This is a genomic window from Gaoshiqia sp. US2 (assembly GCF_059705485.1).
This window is the reverse complement of sequence record NZ_AP048550.1, coordinates 544363-567149: the sequence shown is the minus strand read 5'-3', so window position 1 is coordinate 567149 and position 22787 is coordinate 544363. Positions and strand designations below refer to the sequence as shown.

At 46.0% G+C, this 22787-nt stretch carries 18 protein-coding genes; 15 read left to right on the top strand and 3 right to left on the bottom strand.

Translation table 11 applies throughout. The features are described 5' to 3' along the window. Positions 1-9 precede the first annotated feature (9 nt). The 4 genes from AC6H3C_RS02245 (at position 10) to AC6H3C_RS02230 (ending at position 3942) form a co-directional block, all read left to right on the top strand. Positions 10-1170 carry a 1-deoxy-D-xylulose-5-phosphate reductoisomerase gene (locus AC6H3C_RS02245; protein ID WP_497518963.1) on the top strand — a complete coding sequence of 387 codons (1161 nt, stop codon included), beginning with the start codon at positions 10-12 and terminating at the stop codon, positions 1168-1170. Between the two features lie 19 nt (positions 1171-1189). Beyond that, positions 1190-2524 (top strand): RIP metalloprotease RseP, encoded by a 1335-nt coding sequence (gene rseP / locus AC6H3C_RS02240; protein WP_497518962.1) that lies wholly within the window; start codon positions 1190-1192, stop codon positions 2522-2524. 55 nt (positions 2525-2579) lie between these two features. Beyond that, positions 2580-2780, top strand: a complete 201-nt coding sequence (gene tatA / locus AC6H3C_RS02235) for a twin-arginine translocase TatA/TatE family subunit (protein ID WP_497518960.1) — start codon at positions 2580-2582, stop codon at positions 2778-2780. Positions 2781-2907: 127 nt separating this feature from the next. Beyond that, entirely contained in the window at positions 2908-3942 is a 1035-nt protein-coding gene (locus tag AC6H3C_RS02230; protein ID WP_497518959.1) for a DUF4837 family protein, read from the top strand. A gap of 86 nt (positions 3943-4028) precedes the next feature. Here the strand turns inward: AC6H3C_RS02230 and AC6H3C_RS02225 are convergent, their stop codons facing one another. After that, a complete protein-coding gene (locus AC6H3C_RS02225) occupies positions 4029-4598 on the bottom strand; it encodes a DUF3332 domain-containing protein (RefSeq protein WP_497518958.1) in 570 nt (189 codons plus the stop codon). A gap of 204 nt (positions 4599-4802) precedes the next feature. On the opposite strand from AC6H3C_RS02225, the gene AC6H3C_RS02220 reads away from it, so the two are divergent. Both AC6H3C_RS02220 and AC6H3C_RS02215 read left to right on the top strand, forming a co-directional pair. Then, positions 4803-5831: an agmatine deiminase family protein gene (locus tag AC6H3C_RS02220; protein WP_497518957.1), complete on the top strand. Its 1029-nt coding sequence runs from the start codon at positions 4803-4805 to the stop codon at positions 5829-5831. A gap of 18 nt (positions 5832-5849) precedes the next feature. Further along, positions 5850-6743: a carbon-nitrogen hydrolase gene (locus tag AC6H3C_RS02215; RefSeq protein ID WP_497518956.1), complete on the top strand. Its 894-nt coding sequence runs from the start codon at positions 5850-5852 to the stop codon at positions 6741-6743. Positions 6744-6823: 80 nt separating this feature from the next. Here the strand turns inward: AC6H3C_RS02215 and AC6H3C_RS02210 are convergent, their stop codons facing one another. Beyond that, entirely contained in the window at positions 6824-9169 is a 2346-nt protein-coding gene (locus AC6H3C_RS02210; protein ID WP_497518955.1) for a transglycosylase domain-containing protein, read from the bottom strand. Positions 9170-9508: 339 nt separating this feature from the next. Here AC6H3C_RS02210 and topA point away from each other — a divergent pair, with 339 nt between their 5' ends. From topA to AC6H3C_RS02165, 9 genes are all read left to right on the top strand, one after another. Further along, on the top strand, positions 9509-11833 hold the full coding sequence (gene topA / locus AC6H3C_RS02205; RefSeq protein ID WP_497518954.1) for a type I DNA topoisomerase: 2325 nt from the start codon (positions 9509-9511) through the stop codon (positions 11831-11833). Positions 11834-11899: 66 nt separating this feature from the next. Then, complete coding sequence (locus AC6H3C_RS02200; protein ID WP_497518953.1) at positions 11900-13042, top strand: formimidoylglutamase; 1143 nt, start codon at positions 11900-11902, stop codon at positions 13040-13042. Positions 13043-13180: 138 nt separating this feature from the next. Next, positions 13181-14122 carry a PorP/SprF family type IX secretion system membrane protein gene (locus AC6H3C_RS02195; protein WP_497518952.1) on the top strand — a complete coding sequence of 314 codons (942 nt, stop codon included), beginning with the start codon at positions 13181-13183 and terminating at the stop codon, positions 14120-14122. 31 nt (positions 14123-14153) lie between these two features. Further along, positions 14154-15491, top strand: coding sequence for a T9SS ring complex lipoprotein PorK/GldK (gene porK / locus AC6H3C_RS02190; protein ID WP_497518951.1), 1338 nt, complete (start codon positions 14154-14156; stop codon positions 15489-15491). An 18-nt stretch (positions 15492-15509) separates the two neighbouring features. Beyond that, complete coding sequence (gene porL / locus AC6H3C_RS02185; RefSeq protein WP_497518950.1) at positions 15510-16472, top strand: type IX secretion system motor protein PorL/GldL; 963 nt, start codon at positions 15510-15512, stop codon at positions 16470-16472. A 15-nt stretch (positions 16473-16487) separates the two neighbouring features. Beyond that, a complete protein-coding gene (gene porM, locus AC6H3C_RS02180; RefSeq protein ID WP_497518948.1) occupies positions 16488-18101 on the top strand; it encodes a type IX secretion system motor protein PorM/GldM in 1614 nt (537 codons plus the stop codon). Between the two features lie 2 nt (positions 18102-18103). Further along, on the top strand, positions 18104-18958 hold the full coding sequence (gene porN / locus AC6H3C_RS02175) for a type IX secretion system ring subunit PorN/GldN (protein ID WP_497518947.1): 855 nt from the start codon (positions 18104-18106) through the stop codon (positions 18956-18958). 114 nt (positions 18959-19072) lie between these two features. Then, entirely contained in the window at positions 19073-20416 is a 1344-nt protein-coding gene (gene porK, locus AC6H3C_RS02170; RefSeq protein ID WP_497518946.1) for a T9SS ring complex lipoprotein PorK/GldK, read from the top strand. Between the two features lie 129 nt (positions 20417-20545). Further along, positions 20546-21997, top strand: coding sequence for an arylsulfatase (locus AC6H3C_RS02165; RefSeq protein ID WP_497518944.1), 1452 nt, complete (start codon positions 20546-20548; stop codon positions 21995-21997). Positions 21998-22011: 14 nt separating this feature from the next. Here AC6H3C_RS02165 and pgeF read toward each other — a convergent pair whose 3' ends face one another. After that, positions 22012-22782, bottom strand: a complete 771-nt coding sequence (pgeF, locus tag AC6H3C_RS02160) for a peptidoglycan editing factor PgeF (protein WP_497518942.1) — start codon at positions 22780-22782, stop codon at positions 22012-22014. Positions 22783-22787 lie beyond the last annotated feature (5 nt).

Sequence of the window (22787 nt, the reverse complement as noted above, 5' to 3'; positions counted from 1 at the left end):
GCCTACCTGATGAAAAAACGAATCGCAATTCTTGGATCTACCGGTTCCATCGGAACACAGGCCCTGGAGGTCATTGAGCAGAATCCTGATCACTTTGAGGTTGAAGTTTTGACCGCGAATAACAATATCGACTTATTGGTTGAGCAGGCCAAAAAGTATAAACCCAATATGGTTGTGGCAGCCAATGAATGCCGTTTTGAGATACTCCGGGACGCCTTAAAAGACGAGCCGGTAAAAGTATTTGCGGGAAAAGAGGCCCTGGAGCAGGTGGTCGAGCTCGATACCATCGACATGGTGCTTACTGCGATGGTGGGTTACTCGGGCTTATTGCCCACCTTAAAGGCCATCCGCGCCGGGAAACACATTGCCCTGGCCAACAAGGAAACGCTGGTGGTTGCCGGCGAAATTATCACCCGCGAAGCCATTCAGAACAAGGTGAGTATTTACCCCGTCGATTCGGAGCACTCGGCCATTTTCCAATGCCTGGCCGGAGAGCACATGAATGAAATTGAAAAAATATACCTTACCGCCTCGGGCGGACCGTTCAGAGGCTTTAATTTGCAACAGTTGCAACAGGTAACCACTGCCGATGCGCTGAAACACCCGAACTGGGATATGGGCGCTAAAATTACCATCGACTCGGCCAGCATGATGAACAAGGGCTTTGAGGTAATCGAAGCCAAATGGCTGTTCGACCTCAAACCCGAACAAATCGATGTTGTGGTCCATCCGCAAAGCATTATCCACTCGATTGTCCAGTTCCGCGACGGATCCATGAAGGCGCAAATGGGCCTGCCCGATATGAAATTACCGATTCAGTACGCTATGAATTTTCCCCAGCGGCTGGCTTCCGGGTTTAAACGCTTCAATTTCATGGATTACCCCAAACTCACTTTTGAGCAGCCCGATACAAAAATTTTTCGTAATCTTGCACTGGCTTTCGAAGCGTTGAACCAGGCCGGCAACATGCCTTGTATCCTGAATGCGGCCAACGAAGTGGTGGTGCAGGCATTTCTTCGCGAAAAAATTCGTTTTGTTGACATGCCCGATGTGATTGAAAAAAGCATGCAGAAAGTAAATTTTATAAAAAACCCGGTTTTAGATGATTACATTCAAACCGACAAGGAGACAAGATTGTTAACAGCTTCGTTGGTGAAACAGCGAAATTAAAAAAGAGACAAGTTACATAATGGAACAAATACTGATAAAAGCAGCTCAGCTGATCTTAAGCCTTTCTATTCTGGTCATTCTTCACGAATTCGGACACTACGCTTTCGCCCGTTTATTTAAAACCCGGGTAGAAAAGTTTTACCTGTTTTTTGACCCCTGGTTTTCGTTGTTTAAAACAAAACGGGGAGACACCGAATACGGTGTCGGATGGCTGCCCTTGGGTGGTTACGTGAAGATCTCGGGGATGATTGACGAGTCGATGGATAAGGAAGCCATGAAACTGCCTCCGCAACCCTGGGAATTTCGTTCGAAGAAAGCGTATCAGCGTTTGCTGATCATGGTTGGCGGGGTTTTAATGAATTTTATCTTTGCTTTCGTCATTTACATTGGGGTACTTTATGCCTGGGGAACCCAGTATCTGCCTACCGAAAACGTAAAATACGGGATCATGGTGTCGGAAACCGGCGAGCAGATCGGGCTTCAAAACGGCGATAAGATCCTGTCGGTAGATCATCAGTATATCGAAAATTTCTATAAAATTATTCCGACAGTGGTTTTGGATGATGCCAAAACCATCCAGGTTTTACGGGATGGAAAACAGGTGAATATTGATATCACCACCGAGTCATTGGCCTTGCTTATAAAAAGCAAAAGTGTGATTGACCCCCGGTTTCCTTTTGAATGTAAGGTGGGTAAAATTTTGAATAACTCGTCTGCCGATCAGGCAGGCCTCGAAAAGGGCGATATTTTTGTCGATGTCGACGGGCATCAGTTTACTTTTTACGACGAATTTACCAGTTACGTCAAATCACAAAAGGAAAAAGAAGTCACATTAAATATTTTGAGGGACGGACAGGCAATCACCATTCCGGTTACCGTGGGCGACGATGGGACGATCGGTTTTTACCCGGCCTTCCTTGAAAGCGCAACCGAATTTCTTCAATATAAAACCATTCGTTACAGCTTTGCCGAATCAATACCTGCCGGGATTAACCGGGGAGTTTCGACAATAAAAGATTACCTGAAACAATTTAAGCTGATCTTTTCGCCGAAAACAAAAGCCTATGAATCATTGGGCGGTTTTATTGCCATAGGCAATATTTTCCCGGGCGCCTGGGACTGGCATGATTTCTGGAATATGACCGCTTTCCTGTCTATTATCCTGGCCGTGATGAACCTGTTACCCATTCCGGCCCTGGACGGCGGACACGTGACCTTCCTGCTTTTTGAGATTGTTACGGGAAGAAAGCCCGGCGAGAAATTCCTGGAATATGCCCAGATCACCGGAATGATTATTTTGCTGGCGCTGGTATTATTTGCGAATGCCAACGATATTATTAAGCTCTTTAATTAGAAGCGATTAAATTTTTTCTATTTTTGCAGAAACCATTAAACTTGAAGCTATGTACATGTCAATTATCGCAGGATTCCTTGGACCACAAGAGATTATCATCATATTAATCATCGTCGTATTGTTGTTTGGAGGCCGTAAGATTCCCGAGTTAATGAAAGGATTGGGAAAAGGGATGAAGGAATTTAAAAAAGCAACAAAAGAAGAAGATGACGATGATGACCAGGTAGATTCGAAAAGGGGAAAAATCACCGAATAAAGAGATTAATTTTAGCATATGAATCCCGCTTTCGCGGGATTTTTTGTTTTGTTACCCTAATCCGGATCGTTAATTTATTCTGGTAGGGTTTTTGTTGTATAACAACGGACCCGGAAAAAAAACAACCATGAAGCAAATTTTATCCATCACCATTTTTTTGATGATCTTGTCAGCTTTCCTGTTTTCGTGCAGGGACGATACGAACATGCGCAAAAAAATTACCGGGAAAGCCGGGGAATTAGTTATCGTTATTCCAACAGAGACATGGGAAGGCGAGGTTGGGGAAGCCATGAGAAAAGTGCTGGCCCAGGCTCAGTTATCATTACCTCAGGACGAACCGATTTTCGACCTGATCGCGATTCCGCCTGCAGCGTTTAAAGAGATTTTCAAGACCAGCCGGAACCTGATTAATGTCCGGATCTCGCCCACCCTCGACTCGGCCAAGGTGGAGTTTAAGAAAGATATTTGGGCATGGCCCCAGGCGGTCGTGAACATTCAGGCAGCCTCTTCCGACGAATTTACACGCGTATTTAACAGCCATTCAGACCGGATTGTGGCCTACCTGCTTAAAGCCGAGCGCGACCGTTTGTTAATGAACTACCAAAAGTACAATGAAAAGGCCGTGAAAAATACCCTGCTCAAAAAGTTCGATATCCAGTTAAATGTTCCTCCGGGCTTTGTTGTCGCCGGAGAAGGAACGGACTTTACCTGGATTCGTTACGACAGCCCGGAGATTACACAGGGGATTTCTGTTTACACCTTCCCTTATGTGTCAGACAGCACGTTCACCAGGAAGTACCTGTTAAACAAACGTGACTCTGTTTTGAAAGCACACATTGAAGGTCCCGCCAAGGGGAGCTATATGATTACCGAACACCAGCTTCCGCCTCTTTTTAACGTGTTTGAGTTCAAAAAGAATTATGCCGTGGAGATGCGCGGTTTGTGGAGGCTTGAAAATGATTTTATGGGCGGGCCTTTTGTGAACCTCACGGTACTCGACGCTGCCAATAACCGGGTGGTTATGCTGGATGGTTTTGTTTACGCGCCTCGTTACGACAAACGAAATTACCTGAGGCAGGTGGAAGCCATGTTGTATTCGCTGGAATTGCCCGACCAGGATCGGAATGATAAAATTACCAGCCAGATTAAAATGGGAAATTAACAAAGCTTGCGATTGATAAAAGAAAAGGCGGCCGCTATTCCGTTGAATTTGGCCGCCTTTGTTATGATTCAATTTCTGCTATTTCGTTACTGCAATGCCAGCGCCGGTTGCGGATTCAGCTGATCCTGAACGGCCAGCCGGTCGAATCCCGGCTCGATCAACGTACTCGTCCCGTCGGGCATGAACAACTGGTAAGACATGATTTGTTCGTCCTGAATTTTCACCTCTACCAGTTTCTGAAGTTTTTTGCCTTTTTTCAGATACCAGCTGTTGTCTTCTTCTCGGAATACCATCACCGTTTTTGACCCGTTTACTCCCAGTTCTTCCACCGTCATCTTATATTTTTCGGATGTCAGCTGGTAGGTTTTTCCATCCATTTCAATCAACTGCAGGTGTTTTTCTCCGTCTTTCAGCGCCATCGGGTTACTGCCCGACCAAAATTCGATGCTGTTCAGGACTACGGCGTCAACAATCGTTGCCACACCGTAAACCGGAACAATAATACAGGCCAGAAAAACCAGTTCGTTGACAAATTTGTCGCCAATGTTTCGGTTCCAGTCATAAACGGTCCGGGTGAGATTAAAACTTCCAATGCAGCTTTGGAACAAAAAAGCTGCCGTAAGGACGATTAACGAAAGATTCTTTACTTTTTTCATGATAATCATTTTAATTAAATAATATGAAATACTGACAATAATAATATTAACGGGCGAAGGCTTGGGGTTTAGTATTACAAGTTACCACAATCTTTAGTTAAGGACAATAACGAGTTAAAATCCTTTACGAACGAAACCAAATAATGTGTCGCTTTGAAATTTCAGGTTTGACTGAATCACATTGATTTTCCTTATTTTTGGACCATGATTAATAATAAAATATATTTCCCGGCTGAATGGGTACAACAAAGCGGGGTACAGCTTACCTGGCCCGACGATCAGACCGACTGGCAAACGGTTCTGGATGAGGTGATCCCGGTTTATGAGCAAATTGCCAGGGAGATCATGGCCCGTGAAAAGTTATTGCTGGTGTGCCGCAACCGGAACCAACTGCCGGCTTTTCTCCGGGAAGAAAACGAGAACCTAATCATCCGGGAGATGCCCCTGAACGATACCTGGGCAAGAGATCACGCCGCGCTTACCATACTTGAAAACGGCGAACCGGCGCTGTTAAACTTTCGGTTTAATGGTTGGGGAATGAAGTTTGCGGCCTGCGATGACAACCAGATTACGCCAAACTTATATCAACTGAATGCGTTCATCCCAGGTCTTAAATTACGGGATTATTCATATTTCACCTTCGAAGGAGGCGCGGTTGAAAGTAATGATGAAGGATGCCTGCTGACGACCACCGAATGCCTGTTATCGAAAAACCGGAACGAGCATTTAAGTAAAAGTGAAATTGAGTTCTTCCTGAAACAAAGTTTGGGGGCCCGGAAAGTGTTGTGGCTCGATCATGGTTTCCTGGAGGGAGATGATACCGACAGCCATATTGATACGCTGGCCCGTTTTTGTGCCAAGGATACCATTGCTTACGTGAAGTGCGACAATCCGGACGATATTCATTTTGAGGCCTTACGGAAAATGGAAGCTCAGCTTCAGCAATTTACCGATCAGGACGACCGGCCGTTTAAGTTGGTCGCCTTGCCATTTCCCGATCCTGTTTTTGATGAGGACGGGTTACGTTTGCCGGCAACCTATGCCAATTTTCTGATTATCAATCAGGCTGTGCTGTTCCCGGTGTACGGGGTCAGGCAGGACGACGAAGCCGTGGCCCGCGCAAAATCGCTGTTTCCCGGACGCGAGATCATCCCGGTTTACAGCGTTCCTCTAATCAAACAACATGGTTCGGTGCATTGCATCAGCATGCAGTTTCCCAAAGGGGTCTTATAAATTTCAAAAACAAACGAAATGAAAACAAAAGAGATAACCATTGGCCTGGTGCAGCAAAGCAATACGGCAAATACGGAAGAGAACATGCAGAAACTGGCCCGGAATATTGCAGAATGTGCGGAGAAGGGAGCCGAACTGGTCGTGCTTCAGGAACTGCACAACAGCCTTTACTTTTGCCAGACCGAGGACGTGAACCTGTTTAACCTGGCAGAAACGATTCCCGGTCCGTCAACCGGCTTTTATGGCGAACTGGCCCGAAAATACAAGGTGGTGCTGGTAACTTCGTTATTCGAAAAACGGGCGGCCGGCTTATACCACAACACGGCTGTGGTGTTTGAAAAAGATGGCAGCCTGGCCGGGAAATACCGGAAAATGCACATACCGGATGATCCCGGATTTTACGAAAAATTTTATTTCACACCCGGCGATCTGGGTTTTACGCCCGTATCGACTTCAATCGGGCGGTTGGGCGTTTTGGTTTGTTGGGACCAATGGTACCCCGAGGCTGCCCGCTTAATGGCGATGGCCGGTGCCGACCTGTTGATCTATCCGACGGCAATTGGCTGGGACCCGCGTGATGATGAGGCTGAAAAAATGCGCCAGCAAGATGCCTGGGTAACCATTCAGCGTTCCCATGCCGTGGCAAATGGCCTCCCGGTGATCAGCGTGAACCGGGTAGGGCACGAAGCCGATCCATCGGGTAACTCAGAAGGCATTCAGTTTTGGGGGAGCAGTTTTGTTTGCGGCCCCCAGGGAGAAGTGCTGTCCCGTGCATCCGAAAATAAAGATGAAAACCTGCTTGTCAAGGCAGATCTGCTCCGTTCGGAAGATGTCCGCCGCATTTGGCCGTTTTTTCGCGACCGGAGGATTGAAAACTATTCGGGAATAAGCAGCAGGTTCCTGAATGATTGAGGCCCGCTGAAAGGCGAAACCAATAAAAAAAACCGGGAAGCACAGCGGTGACTCCCGGTTTTTTCTGTCATACAGATCAATTAGAAAAAATCATCGTATTCCGTTGGTTTTTTCCTGACATCCGTATCATCATCACAATCCAGGTTAATCAGGAAGTTCATCGGTTTTTCAAATTCATGGTCCGGTTTGTATTCCAAGGTCTTATCGGCATAAACTTTTTTCATGAAATGTCCCCAGATGGGTAAGGCCATATTGGCGCCCTGCCCGGTTGAGATGTCATCAAAGCGGATGCTTCGCAGATCGGCTCCTGTCCACGAACCAGCAACCAACTGCGGGGTGATACCCATAAACCAACCATCAGAGTGGTTCTGCGTTGTTCCGGTTTTACCGGCAATCGGACCTTCAATTTCACCGTATTCCTTATGCCAGCGCAAACGGCGGCCCGTTCCGGTATCGATGACGCCGCGCAGCAGGTTAATCATCAGGTAAGCTGTTTGCTCGTCAATCGCGTCGTGACGTTCGGGACGGAAAGTAGCGATCACGTTTCCGTGTTTATCTTCAATGTGGGTAACAAAAATCGGTTGTGTGTAAACCCCTTTATTGGCAAAGGTCCCGTAGGCCCCGACCATTTCGTAGAGGGTGATATCGGACGTTCCCAGGAACATCGACGGAACTGGATCAATCTTGCTGTAAACACCCATTTTTTCCATCACATCAACCACTGCCTGCGGGTTAAACTGTTTCATGACCCAGGCTGAAATTTGATTGACCGAATTGGCCAGGCCCCATTTCAGGGTGACCATTTTGCCATCCATGTCGGTGGGGCTGGAGTTGCGGGCCTCCCAAACCGTGCCGTCGTACAAAATAAATTGCTGTTTTACATTGGGCACCTTGGTGCAGGGCGATAAGCCGTTTTGCATGGCGAGCGTGTAAAGGAAAGGTTTTACCGTTGAACCAACCTGCCTTTTTCCTCCTTTAACCATGTCGTACATAAAATGCTGATAATTCGGACCACCTACATAGGCCCGTACCTGCCCGGTTTCCAGTTCCATCGCCATAAACGACGAACGAAAATAACTCAGGTAGTGTTTGATGGAATCCATCGGCGACATGATGGTGTCTTGGTTTCCCTGCCAGGTAAACACCGTCATTTCAACCGGTTCGCTAAAGTTCTTTTTGATTTGTCCGGAGTTCATGCCTTTTGCCCGCAGCACCCGGTAACGTTCGCTCTGCCGCATCGACAGGTCCAGCAGGGCATTCACTTCATTGGGGCCCATATCGTTCGAGAACGGGCGGTTACGCAACCTTTTCAGATGTCGTTCGAATGCCGGCTGCAATTCGAGCTTCAGGTGGTTTTGCACCGATTGTTCGGCATATTGCTGCATGCGAGAATCGATGGTTGTGTAGATCTTTAGTCCGTCTTCATACAAATCATAGTTTGTTCCGTCGGGCTTAAAGTTCTTTTTACACCAACCGTACAGCGGATTCGTTTCCCATTCCACCGAATCCTCTTTAAACTTTACCTGTTGCCAGGATGCGTATCGCGATTTGTCGGGTTTTTTGGCATCCATGATCACACGGAGGTATTCCCTGAAATAGGGAGCCAGCCCGCTTTTAAAATCTTCTTTTTGATAATCGACATCAAGGGGCAGGGCCGAGATGGAATCATATTCCTGTTTGGTCAGGTAGTTGTATTTCCGCATTTGTGCCAACACCACATTCCGGCGGTCCATGGTCAGTTCAGGGCGGCGTATCGGGTTAAACAAGGCCGAGTTTTTGGCCATACCCACCAACATGGCCGCCTGGTGAATCTGTAAGGAATCCGGTTCGGTATTGAAATAAATACGCGCGGCCGACTTGATGCCGACAGCCAGGTTCAAAAAATCATACTTGTTCAGGTACATGGTGATGATTTCTTCCTTGGTGTAGCTTTTTTCAAGCTTAACAGCAATGACCCATTCTTTAAATTTCCGAAGGACAAGATCTGATTTGCTTTCAAATTCCTGGCGGGGAAAGAGCATCTTGGCTAATTGCTGACTAATGGTACTTCCGCCTCCGGTACTGCTGTTGCCCGTCAGGATTCCCTTTGCAACACGAAACAAACCCCGCAGGTCAATCCCGGAATGTTTGTAAAAACGGACATCTTCTGTGGCAATCAGAGCGTTGACCAGTTGTGGTGGTAATTGGTCGTAGCTCACATAGCTGCGGTTTTCACGAAAATAACGCCCCATAACGACCTTGTCGCGCGAAATCACTTCGGAGGCCAGCAAACTTTGCGGATTTTCCAGTTCTTTAAATGAAGGCATCTCTCCCAGTTTCCCTTTGGTTATGGAAAAAAAGAGGATAAAAACAAGGGCGGCAGCCGCGAAATAGAACGCCCAAAGCGCCAGGGTATATTTTTTAAACGTATTTTTTTCTTTCTCCATCAGGATATGTTTGACATGTTTGGCGACAAAGATAACGAAATGCTTAAAATTATCATTTCTTCTTTAAACCTAACCGATGCGCATTTATTGCAGAGCGGTTCGGGTAGGTGTTCACTAGCATTACCTGCGTGGCTTCCGGGAAAACCGGAGCGAAAATGATTTTTCATCCTACCCGAAGTTAATCATGAAAACTTCAGTTAAAGCGCTTCTGCTTTGGCATAAGTGTAATAAAATAATCATTTTCAAATAAATATGAGAGAAAATTTTGTTTGATTAAAATTTGAAGTTCGTGTTACATTTTCTTTTATTTGCAAAAAATTTTAGAAAACGGGAGGTTTTATGCAAGAGAATCTGGTTATTGTTGAGTCCCCTGCCAAAGCAAAAACGATAGAGAAATTTTTAGGGAAAGATTTCCTGGTAACTTCAAGCATGGGGCATATCAGAGACCTCGAAAAGAAGGATTTTGGGATTGACCTGAAGAATAATTATCAGCCTAAATATATCGTTTCGCCTGACAAGAAGAAAATTGTTACCGAATTAAAGAAGCTCGCCAAAGAGGCCAAAACGGTCTGGATCGCTTCCGATGAGGACCGCGAAGGAGAGGCCATTGCCTGGCATTTGCAGGAAGTTTTAAAGTTGGACCCTGCCAAAACAAAGCGAATCGTGTTTCATGAAATCACCAAAGATGCGATTTTAAATGCCATCAAAAATCCGCGTCCGATCGATATTAACCTGGTGAATGCCCAGCAGGCCAGACGCGTTTTGGACCGTATCGTGGGATTTGAAGTGTCGCCGGTTTTGTGGAAAAAAGTAAAACCGTCGCTCTCGGCAGGCCGGGTTCAATCGGTGGCGGTGCGGCTGATTGTTGAGCGCGAACGCGAAATCATCAATTTCGAAAGTGTTTCCGGGTTCCGGGTTTCCGCTGTTTTTTTGGTGCCCGATTCCAACGGTAAAGTAGTCGAATTAAAGGCTGAGCTGAATAAACGTTTCGACACCCGGGATGAAGCCCGGCAATTTCTCGAAAAATGTAAGACCGCCGGGTTCAGCATTGCCGATATTGTCAAAAAACCCTCGCGAAGAAGCCCGGCCGCTCCGTTTACGACCTCTACCCTTCAACAGGAAGCCAGCCGTAAACTGGGCTATTCGGTTTCGCAAACCATGTCGGTTGCCCAGCGTTTGTACGAGTCCGGAAAGATTACCTACATGCGTACCGACTCCGTCAGCCTGTCGGGTCTTGCGCTGAATACAGCTAAAAGTAAGATTTTAAGCATGCATGGCGAAGCCTACCTAAAAACAAGGCAATACCAAACAAAATCGAAAGGAGCGCAGGAAGCCCACGAAGCCATCCGCCCGACCTATATCGACCAGGAGGAAATTAGCGGAAGCAACCAGGAAAAGCGCTTATATGAGTTGATCTGGAAAAGGACGATCGCTTCGCAAATGGCAGATGCCGAACTCGAAAGAACCACGATTTCCATCAACATATCCAACTCACGCGAACAGTTTCAGGCGGTTGGCGAGGTCATCCGGTTTGATGGCTTTCTGCGTGTTTACATGGAGTCGACCGATGTTGAGGAAGAAAACGGTGAATCAAAAAGCCTGCTTCCTCCCGTGAAGGTGAATCAGCCATTGCGTGCCGAACTGATACAGGCGACGGAACGTTTTACACTAAAACCGCCAAGATACACCGAAGCCAGCCTGGTGAAAAAACTCGAAGAACAGGGAATCGGACGTCCGTCGACCTATGCGCCGATTATTACAACCATCCAGAACAGGGGTTATGTCGTAAGAGAAGACCGCCCGGGATTTGAACGGGAGTTTGTCCAGCTCACCTTGCAAAACAGCAAGTTGGATGAAAAAGTAAAGACCGAAATGTACGGAGCCGAAAAGTCGAAGTTATTCCCGACAGATATTGGTATGATTGTGAATGATTTTCTGGTAAAATACTTTGAGAAGATCATGGATTACAGTTTTACAGCCAATGTGGAAGTTGAATTTGATGAGGTTGCCGACGGAAAACGGGTTTGGAATGAGGTGATTGATGAGTTCTACCAACCTTTTCACGAAAAGATAGAGAATGCCCTGGAAGTCTCGGAACGCACCAACGGGGAACGCTTTCTGGGAGATGATCCGGTGAGCAATCTGCCGGTATATGTAAAGATTGGCCGCTTTGGTCCTTTAGCCCAGTTGGGCGAATCAACCGAAGACGGAGAAAAACCGCAATTTGCCAGCTTACGTCCCGGACAGATACTCGAAACCATCAGCCTGGAGGAAGCCCTCGAACTATTTAAGCTTCCAAGGGAACTGGGAGAATATGAAAATAAAAAGGTAACTGTGGCTATCGGCCGTTTTGGGCCTTACGTGCGGCACGACAACAAGTTTGTTTCTCTCGAAAAAGGAGTCGATGATCCGTACTCGCTCGATCTGTCGCGGGCCATTGAACTGATTGAGGCAAAACGCGAAAAGGATGAGAAAGCCCTGATAAAAACCTTTGACGAAGATCCTGAACTGAAGCTGTTAAACGGCCGCTGGGGACCTTACATTTCCTATAAGAAAAAGAACTTCAAAATTGCCAAAGGAACCGAGGCCGAAAAGATGACCTATGAGGATTGCATCAAAATAATCAAAGCAGACGCTCCGGCCAAAAAGAGCAGGAAAAAATAATCGAGGAGGCAGACAAATGATTGTTTGCCTTTTTTGTTTAATTTAAGACCGTCTAAATCTGATTGAATGAACCTGGAGCTATACCTGAAACCTGTTGATATATCAGCTGTTAAGTTGTCACCTTGGGTGCAGAAAAAATTTTCAATCGCTGCCTTACTCGAAAAAAACCAGGAAAAGCTTTCATTAACGAAAGCAAAAGTTGCCTTAATCGGGGTCGAAGAAGACCGGAACGCTGTAGTGAAAGGTAGCGCCGCAGCTCCTGATGCGGTTCGCAGGCAGCTCTACAGCCTGAACCGGATTGCACCCCGCTTTAAAATTCTTGACCTGGGAAATATCAGGCAGGGAAATACGGCAAACGATACCTATTTTGCCCTGAAGGATGTTTGTGAATACCTGATACAACTGGGGATAACCGTCGTGGTTATCGGCGGAAGCCAGGACCTGACATTTGGACTTACCAAAGCTTTTGAGGACCGGAAATTTAACCTGGTCAATGTGGATCCGAAAATTGACTTCAGAAAAGGCTCAAAAATAATCGATTCGGAAAATTATCTCAATTTCGTTTTTGAGAAACATTCGAACCTGTTTTCCCAGACAACGCTGGCCTATCAGAACTATTTCACCGATGCCCTGGAACTCGATTATATGGACGGGCTTCATGCCGACGCCAAGCGGCTGGGGCAGCTTCGGTACAACATGGGCGAAATTGAGCCTTACATGCGCCATGCCGACATCATGAGTTTTGATATGAATGCAGTTCGCGTCACCGATGCGCCCGGACAATATTTTGCCTCGCCCAACGGTCTTTATGCCGAAGAGGCTTGCCAGATCGCACATTATGCCGGAATGGCCGATCAGCTAAAAATAGCCGGTTTTTTTAATTTTATCCCGGAGCTCGACCGGTCGGAAACAAGCAGTCAGCTGATGGCACAGATGATCTGGCACTTTCTGGAAGGATATTATTTTAAAGTCGTTGAACATCCCGGCCGTAAATCGGACGATTTTGATGAATTTATTATTGAAATGGATGACGTTGACCTGCCGCTTATTTTTTATCAAAGCCGGAAAACAGGACGTTGGTGGATGAAAATTGTAGACGAAAATAAGGATATGGAATGTATAATTCCATGTACCCAGGAGGATTATGAACTGGCAGCCAGGTACGAAATTCCTGATCGTTGGTGGAGAAATATCAGAAAAATGAACTGAGGGGTAAAATAAATAGATTAGTTGCTGCGTTGTTAACAATTGCAAATGCTAATGAACTGTAAACTTTTATAATTTAAATTAAACAGGTTGTTATAATTTGCAAGAACGGTACTGCAAAAGCTCAGTATTTACGGGTGTATGAAAAAAAAATGGTTTTTACTTGTGTTAATATTCGTTAACTTGGCTGCTTATGCACAGCAAGATCCGCAGTTCAGTTTCAACAAGCTAACACAATTAACAATAAATCCGGGATTTGCAGGGAATAGTGGTGCCGTTTCTGGTTTGATTCTAAACAGGTATCAGTGGACCGGAATCGAAGGAGCGCCTGAAACGCTGGTATTTAGTGTAGAGTCATCAACCGGACTGTTTGGTGGAAATGATGGAATCGGGCTGAACATCATCAGCGACGAGCTGGGCTTTGAAAAAAATATCCTGGTCAATTTTAATTACGCCCACATTGTTCGAACCAGTCTGGGGAATTTGGGCCTTGGCGCATCTTTCGGGGTGTTTAACAAAGCAATTAATGGCGATTGGTACATACCCGAAAGCAGTTATCATGTAAACCCAGGTTCTGACGGATTGATACCAAACGGGAGTGTCAGCCAGGTAGCATTTGATGTTGGTTTTGGTTTATTTTTAAAATCGAAAGACTATTTTGCAGGTTTTTCCGTTACTCATCTAAACCAGGCCAAAGTAGAGTTCTCTGATATGGCGTATACATTTTACACCCGTCATTATTATTTGAATGCCGGGTATGAGTTTAAAATGTCAGATCCGTCGTTTGTGTTGCAACCATCTGTTTTCGTGAAAACGGATTTAGCCAGCACACAGATTGATCTGAGCGCAGATCTGATTTTTAAAGATCGGTTCTGGACCGGGTTGGGCTACCGCTTGGATGACGCGATCATTCTGATGGCGGGTGTTGAACTGTTAAACGGGTTAAAAGTAGGTTATTCGTATGATTGGGTTGTATCTGCTTTAGGACGTTATAGTTCGGGTTCACATGAAATGTTCCTTTACTATTCGTTCGATCTGAAAAAAAGCAGAGAAAAAAGATATAAGAGTGTACGGTACTTATGAAATAAAAATGTAAGCAATATATAGCATCGTTATGAAAAAATTATTCTTTCCGGCCTTTATGATTGGCATGGTCTTGTCGATGATGAGCTGCAATAAATCAGGAAGTGGTGAACTTACCGGTGTTCCGGGGCGGGGGAAGTGGTTCGAACCCGCTCCTTACGGAATGTCATTTATTCACAGGGCAAGTTTTAATGTGGGGCCCAGCGATCAGGATGTCAGCTGGTCTGAAACACCTACCAAAACCGTGTCTGTTGATGCCTTTTGGATGGATGATACCGAGATCACGAATAACGAGTATCGGCAGTTTGTCCATTTTGTGCGGGATTCCATCGCGAGAACGCTCCTGGGAGAACAATTTCCGGAGTTCCTGATCAGCGAGGACCGCGCAGGGAATCCTATTGATCCGCCTAAACTGAACTGGAAGGAGAAGCTGGAATGGAATAACCCGGACTATGTTGATGTGTTGGAAGAAATGTATTATTCCGAGAACGACCGCATGTTCAGCAAAAAGGAAATCGATACCAGAAAACTATTCTACACCTTTTACTGGATCGATTATCAGCAGGCGGCAAAGCGTTCCAATATGTATGACTACGAAACTCAAAGTTATAACGGTGTTGTTTACGACAGCAAGGGAGAGTCCAAGCCCATCGAAAACCGCTTATCGTTTATATTCAGCGACCTGGTCAATGTTTATCCGGATACCCTGGTCTGGATCCGCGACTTTACTTATTCGTACAATGAACCCTGGGCAACCCGTTATTTCTGGCATCCCGGTTTTGACGATTATCCGGTGGTTGGCGTCACCTGGACCCAGGCCAAAGCATTTTGCCACTGGCGCACCCGGTTGCACAACGAATATCTCCTGAGCAAACGCGAACAGCCCTTGCAGGATTACCGCCTGCCAACCGAAGTTGAATGGGAGTATGCTGCAAGAGGCGACAAACAATTGTCGATGTACCCGTGGGGAGGATATTACACCCGCGATCAGAAAGGAAGGTTTATGGCCAACTTCAAACCCTTGAGAGGAAACTATGTGGAAGACGGAGGGATGGCAAGCATGAAAGTGGGAAGTTATGATCCCAATAAATTCGGATTGTACGACATGGCCGGGAATGTGGCCGAATGGACCATCACGGCTTTTGATGAGTCGGCCTACATGTATACCCATGATTTTAACCCGAATTTTGAATATAATGCCAAGCCGGATGACCCCGCGGCTATGAAACGGAAAGTGATACGCGGGGGGTCCTGGAAAGATATTGCAGCTTATGTGCAAACCTCAACAAGAAGTTTTGAATACCAGGATACCACGAAGTCGTATATCGGTTTTCGCTGTGTCCGGTCATCATTTGGAAACGAGTTTTAATCTTTTAATCGCAAGCATATGAATTTTGGTGAAATTTTAGAGAGTAAACGCTGGAAAGTATTTACAGGCTATGTTTACAACTTAGGCGCTTCTGTTGTTTTATTAGGAGCCTTGTTCAAACTCCAGCATTGGGCTTTTTCCGGCCCCCTATTGGTTGTCGGGCTTTGTACGGAAGCCTTCATTTTCGTTATCGGCGCATTCGAACCGCCTTTGGAACTGCCGGAGTGGTCAAAAGTGTATCCCGAGTTGAAGGAAGATTATGACCCGGACAACGTGAAAGAATCTTCTGAAAACAAACTGGGACAGCTTTTTGACAAAGCAGACTTGTCTCCGGATTTAATTTCGAAGATCTCAAAAGGTTTAACCGATTTAAGTAACACAGCATCTTCAATCAGCGATATCACATCGGCCACCCTGGCCACCGATGTTTATGTGAAGAACCTGAACTCAGCTTCGGAAGCGATGAATACCTTTGCCGAAGTAAACAATCAGGCAAACAATAACATCCACAATTCAGTCAACGTCCTGGTCGATTCATATACCTCTACCGCACACCGCCTGGCACAAAAAGGTGACGAGATGATCAATAAACTGGCATTGTCAGGCGAAGAGTTTACAACCCGCCTTAGTCAGTCAGGCAGTAAACTGGTTAGCTCCTATGATAAAGTTTCGGGCGCTATCGAGCATGGTTTTGATCAGCTGGGCAAAAATTCAATGGAATACGGAACAAATCTTTCCCGGTTGAATAAGAACCTGGAAGCGTTAAATTCCTCTTACGAATCTCAATTGAAAGGAACATCTGACCAGCTAAATGCATCACAGAAATTTTTCTCTGAGATGACTCAAATGAATCAGGTCATTCAGAGTTCCGTGGAGGAGATTAAAAAATATCAGTCGAACGCTGCCGAACTGAACAAACATCTGGAAGCATTGAATTCAATTTATGGCAATATGCTTGGCGCCATGAATTATAAAAAATAATATTTAACCAGGAATATGGGAACAAAAAATTGCCCGGAAACACCGAGGCAAAAAATGATAAACATGATGTACCTTGTGCTGTTAGCAATGATGGCCATGAATGTTGCATCAGAAGTCTTGGACGCTTTCCGGATTGTTGACTCCAGTTTAATTCAAACATTTCGTACGCTCGACCAAAAGAATGATCAGCTTTACGCGTCCTTTGATCAGGCCTATGAAATGAACCAGGAGAAAGTGGAGCCCTGGTTGGAAAAAGCAAAGAGTGTGAAAGCCAATGTTGATTCCTTGCTTAACCGGATCACCAATATCAAAGAAGAGATGGTCCTGAGAGCAGGAGGAATTAATATTTCGGAAACTCCAGGTTCTAAAGTTGATCCTTCGCGGTCATACATTACAAATGTGAAAGGTGATTCTATTCTCATTGCCAAAGACGACGAGTTGAATGTGCCGTCGGAAGTGATGATCCGTCTGAAACGCGGCGCCGAACTAAAAGCAGAAGTCAACTCTTTAAAAGAGAGTCTTCTTGCCCTGGTCGACGAAGATTCGCCAATCCGTCAGTCAATTATTCGCGAACTCGACACCTCTGATCCGCCTAAAAGGTTGAAAGAAGGAGCCGAAAACAAGTCGTGGGAGTCGGAGCACTTCGAAAATAAACCGATTATCGCGGTGATTACCCTGTTGTCGAAAATGCAGATCGATATTCAGAATACTGAAACAAACATGTTGAATTATTTGTACGGGCAAATCGATGCCGGTTCTTTTAAATTCAACAAGTTGGGCGCGGTTGTTATTGCCAGGTCTTCCTATGTACTCGAAGGCGACATGTACCATGCCGAAGTATTTCTTGCTGCAGAAGACACGACAAAACAACCCGAAATTATCGTGAATGGTAAAGCGCTGAGAATGGAAGGCGGAAAAGGGATTTTTGAAGTGCCAGCCAGCAGCGCCGGAAACTTTAAATGGGATGGTGTGATTAATTATCCTACCCCGGAAGGAGGGATAAACACTTATCGTTTTGAACAGGCCTACCAGGTTGGCCGCCCCAGTGTGACCATTTCGCCGACAAAAATGAACGTATTCTACCTGAATATCCCGAACCCGATTAGTGTGTCTGTTCCGGGCGTGCCTTCCGACCAGCTGTCTGTATCGGTGACAAACGGACGGATTGAAAAACGGCAAAACGATTACCTGGTTTACCCGGCAAAAGAAGATATCAACGGGAAAAACACGCAGGTGGTAGTTAATGCCAACGTGAACGGGGTTAACCGGAACATGGGCTCGATGGTTTTCCGTGTAAAACGCGTACCCGACCCCTTGGCTATGGTTGCCGAGAAGAACGGCGGGGTATTGAGAAAAGAAGATCTGCTGGCCGAACAAGGCATTTTTGCTGCGTTGGTTGATTTCGACTTTGACCTGAAATTTGTTGTGACGCAGTTTGATGTGACCTTTACAGGAGCCGGAGGATATACCAACACCTGGTCGTCAAAATCAAACCGGTTTACGCCGGAGCAAAAACAACAATTTGCCAGTCTTCAACCCGGAAGCATCATCTACTTTGATAATATAGTTGCCCGGGGCGATGATAACTCAAGCAGGGATTTGTCTCCAGTTAGTTTTAAAATAAGATAGTCATGAAAAGGGTTTTAGTTGTAATTGGAATTTTAGTTTGTGCAATTAGCGCTTCGCTTACCGAAACGCACGCGCAAATTGTTGACGGTGCCTACAAACGTGTCGATATCAGTAAGAAAAAGCCAATGCCTTTTCCTCACCTCCGCGAGGCTGATGTCATGTGGTCCCAGAAAGTCTGGAGGATCATTGACCTACGTGAAAAAATGAATCAGGTACTGTATTATCCTACAGTTGAAACCGAAGGGCGGAATAGCCTGGTCAATATATTCCTCAGAGGAATTGAAAGCGGACGCTTGACAGCCTACGATGCCCGTACAGATGACGAGTTTAAGGTTCCGTTGACCTATGAACAGGTGAAAGAAGCCTTTGGCGCAGCTACCCGGACCCGCAGGGTCCGGAACCTCGATACCGGTGAAATGGAGGAACAGGTGATTGTCGGTGAAATCAGAGGAGAAGAAGTAAAACAATTCATGGTTAAAGAAGAGTGGTTTTTTGATAAACAAACTTCCACCCTGAATGTGCGGATCATCGGGATCTGTCCGATTCAGGAATATTACCGCGATGAAGATATCAATCGTGAAAATGTTCAGCGCCGGCAGGTATTCTGGATTTATTATCCCGAAGCCCGCGAGCTGTTAACCTCCAACATGATTTTTAATACCAATAACATTGCTCAGAATATCTCGTATGACGATCTTTTCATAAAACGCAGGTTCAACAGTTATGTGATGAAGCAGTCAAACGTGTTCAACAACCGGGCGATCACGCAGTATATCAGCGGGCGCGACGCCATGCTTGAATCGCAACGGTTGGAACAAAAGATTTTCAATTTTGAGCAAGATCTTTGGGAATACTAAAAATAACTACTTAAAAAAAGCCTTAAGAGATCTTCTTGAGGCTTTTTTTCCTGTTTCAACAATATAACGTTATGTTTGGCGTTTTCACTGGTAGTGAATTCTGGTTTTTAATACATGAATAAGAGCTTCCTCATAACATGTTTGGTTGGTGTTGTTTTTTCTTCCTGTAACAGGAATGAAATGTTGCAATATGCGCAGGAAAGACCGGTGAGGCCCTTTTATGAGCCGGTACCCTTTGGTATGGCTTTCGTTGAAAGAGGAAGCTTTATTATGGGACCCGACGATGAGGTGTTTGATGAAACCACGCCGCTCAAACGCGTGTCAGTCGAAGCCTTTTGGATGGATGAAACGGAGATTACCAATAATGAATACCGCCAGTTTGTTTATTGGGTACGCGATTCAATTGCCCGTACCATGCTGTCCGAAACTTATCCCGAATTTATGTTGACAGAGGACAACAAGGGGAATCCTTATCATACGCCAAAACTAAACTGGGAGGATCCGATTGAATGGCGGAACCCCGATTTTCAGGAAGCGCTTGCCGACTTGTATATCCCGGGTGATTACCGTGTCTTTTTTATGAAGGAGATTGATCATACAAAACTCATTTATGATTACCACTGGATTGACTACAAGCAGGCTGCAAAACGAAGTAATAGCTTCGATTTTGAAACACAATCCTATCACGGAAGCGTCATTGATCCGAAAGGCGAAGTCAGACCAATTACCGACCGCTCAGCCTTTATTATGCACGAATCGACACCGATTTACCCTGATACCTTGTGCTGGGTCAGAGACTTTACCTATTCGTATAACGACCCGCTCACCCAGAAGTATTTCTGGCATGTTGGTTTTGACGATTATCCGCTGGTTGGCGTCACCTGGAAGCAGGCTGTGGCATTTTGCCATTGGCGGACGAAATATTACAATGAATATCAAAAGATGCTTGGCGGCGTTGATGTACACGACTACCGTTTACCCACCGAAGCCGAATGGGAATATGCCGCCCGCGGCGGTGAAGAACGCACCCTTTACCCCTGGGGCAGTTATTATATTCGCAATCAAATGGGGTGTTTTATTGCCAACTTTAAACCACGCCGGGGTAATTATATTGCCGACAGCCGCGGTGCAAGTACAACCATGAAGGTGGCCAGCTTTGCCCCAAACAACAAGCGTTTGTACGATATGGCCGGGAATGTGGCCGAATGGACCAGCTCCGCCTTTTATGAATCAGCTTACGATCTGGTCAGCGATTTTAATCCGACTTTCGAGTATAATGCCTTGCCCCACGATCCACCGGTTATGAAAAGGAAGGTCATCCGTGGCGGATCGTGGAAAGATGTCGCCTATTTCTTAAGGAATGGTACCCGGAGTTATGAATACCAGGATACCGCGAAGTCGTATATTGGTTTTCGTTGTGTAAAAACATCGTTTGCCGACGAGTTCAAACAGAAATAGGACTGCAAAAAAATCACTGTCTTTCTTCTCTCGTTTTTTAACTGTTCTCAGCACGCATGGCCATAGCCATTTTGTGCTACCCGATAATCTTTTTACTTTTAGGGTATTTAACAACCTAATTAATCACAAATGAAATCATCAGATCTGATTTTTGGCTTGGTTTCCGCTTCTTTACTCGCCGGCTGCCAGACGCCAGAACCGGTTAAACCTGGCCCCCCCAATATTATATACATCCTTGCCGACGATTTGGGCTACGGCGACCTGAGCTGTTACGGACAAAAACGTTTTCAAACACCTCATATTGACCAGATGGCGGGAGAAGGTATGCTTTTTACGCAGCACTACGCCGGATGCACGGTTTGCGCTCCTTCCCGTTCGTCATTAATGACCGGACAAACCACCGGGCACACACCCATCCGCGGAAATCTGGGATGGGATCCGGAAGGACAAAGTCCTTTACCGGCCAACGCGTATACCCTGGCCGAAATGCTGCATGAGTCGGGTTATACGACCGGCGCTTTCGGGAAATGGGGCTTGGGTTATATCGATACGGACGGTGATCCGAACAAACAGGGTTTCGATGTTTTTTACGGGTACAATTGCCAGAGTCTGGCCCATAACTATTACCCGGGTCATTTATGGCATAATCACGAAAAAATGGTGCTGGAAGCAAACAGCGGCGAGAATTTCGGACAATACGCACCGGAACTGATTCACGAAAAAGCGTTGCAGTTTATCGAAGAAAATAAGGAAAAGCCTTTTTTCCTGTTTTATCCAAACACCATTCCTCATGCCGAGCTGTTGCTGCCTGATCAATATGTGGATGAATTCCGGGGAAAATTCCCGCCCGAGAAACATTATCAAGGAGCTGAACCAGGCGACGAACGTTTCAGGCTGGGAGGCTATGGCACACAACCCGAAAGCCATGCTGCTTTTGCGGCGATGGTCAGCTTGCTGGATAAACAGGTAGGCGAAATTTTTGATAAACTGAAGGAACTTGGCCTCGATAAAAATACCCTGGTGATTTTTACTTCCGACAACGGACCTCACCTCGAAGGAGGCGCCGATCCGGATTATTTCGACAGTAACGGACCGCTAAGAGGGTATAAGCGCGATGTTTACGAAGGAGGCATCCGGGTGCCGATGATTGCCTGGTGGCCCGGGAAAATCAAGGAAGCTTCCGTTTCGGACCATATCTCAGCCTTTTGGGATATGTGGCCAACCCTGGCCGAATTGACCGGAAACGAAGTACCGGCAGCGGTGGATGGCATTTCTTTCCTTCCAACCTTATTTTCGCAGGAAGGCCAGCAAAAGCACAACTACCTTTACTGGGAATTTCATGAAAATGGCGGCAGGCAGGCCGTCCGTAAGGACAACTGGAAACTGGTCCGTTACCAGGCCTCCGCGCCCGAAAAAACATCAACCCAGTTATTTAACCTGGCAGACGACCTGGGAGAAGAGCACGATTTATCCGGTCAACATCCTGAGATTGTGAAAGATTTATTACAACTGATGGCACAATCGCGGAATCCGTCCGATGTTTTCCCCATGACTTTTCCCATCGGGACGACCGGGAATTAGGGACAACCCCCCGGTCATTTTAACATGATCCCCGAAACCATTCGCCCGGTGTGGATACCATCCCGCCTGGCGGAATAAAAAAGCGATTCGTGCGAATAGGAGCAGATGCCCATGACTTCAATCTGTTTCTCCTCCAGTCCGATTTCGGTCAGAATGGTTTTATTCGCTTCCCATAAGTCAAAGTAAGCCTTATTCTCGGTTGACGAGGGTTTAAGTAGATGCCGATGGTTGTTAAAATTTTCGCGCACCGGTAGAATAACGTCCTGTCCCACTTCGTAGGCATGCAAGTGAATGGATGGTCCGATTCCGGCAATCAGGTTTTCGGGTTGGGTGTCAAAGCGTTGCTGCATGGCGAAAATGGTCTTGGCCAGGATTTTATTCACCGTTCCCCGCCAGCCTGCATGAACCGACCCAATCACCTTGTTAACCGGATCGAACAGTAAAATGGGGACACAATCGGCCGTTTGTACGCACAGGCAGAGGCCGGGTTGATTGGTAATCAGCGCATCTGTTTCCGGGATATCGGCCGATTGCATCGGCCGGTCAATAACAGCTACCGTTGAACTGTGTACCTGTCTGGGGAAGATGAGTTGTGTCGTTTCGAGTTTAAAAACCCGGGCAAGTTCCTTCCTGAAAAACTGGTAACTTGTCGGGCTATCTCCTGTAAAACGGCATTTTACCTGTTCTCCCCATCCCTTCTTTGTTGAGATGAAATGTAGAATTTCCGGCTGGCTCAATAGTTTAAACTGCAGGTATAATTTTGAATCGTACTCAAATATTCTCATTTGTA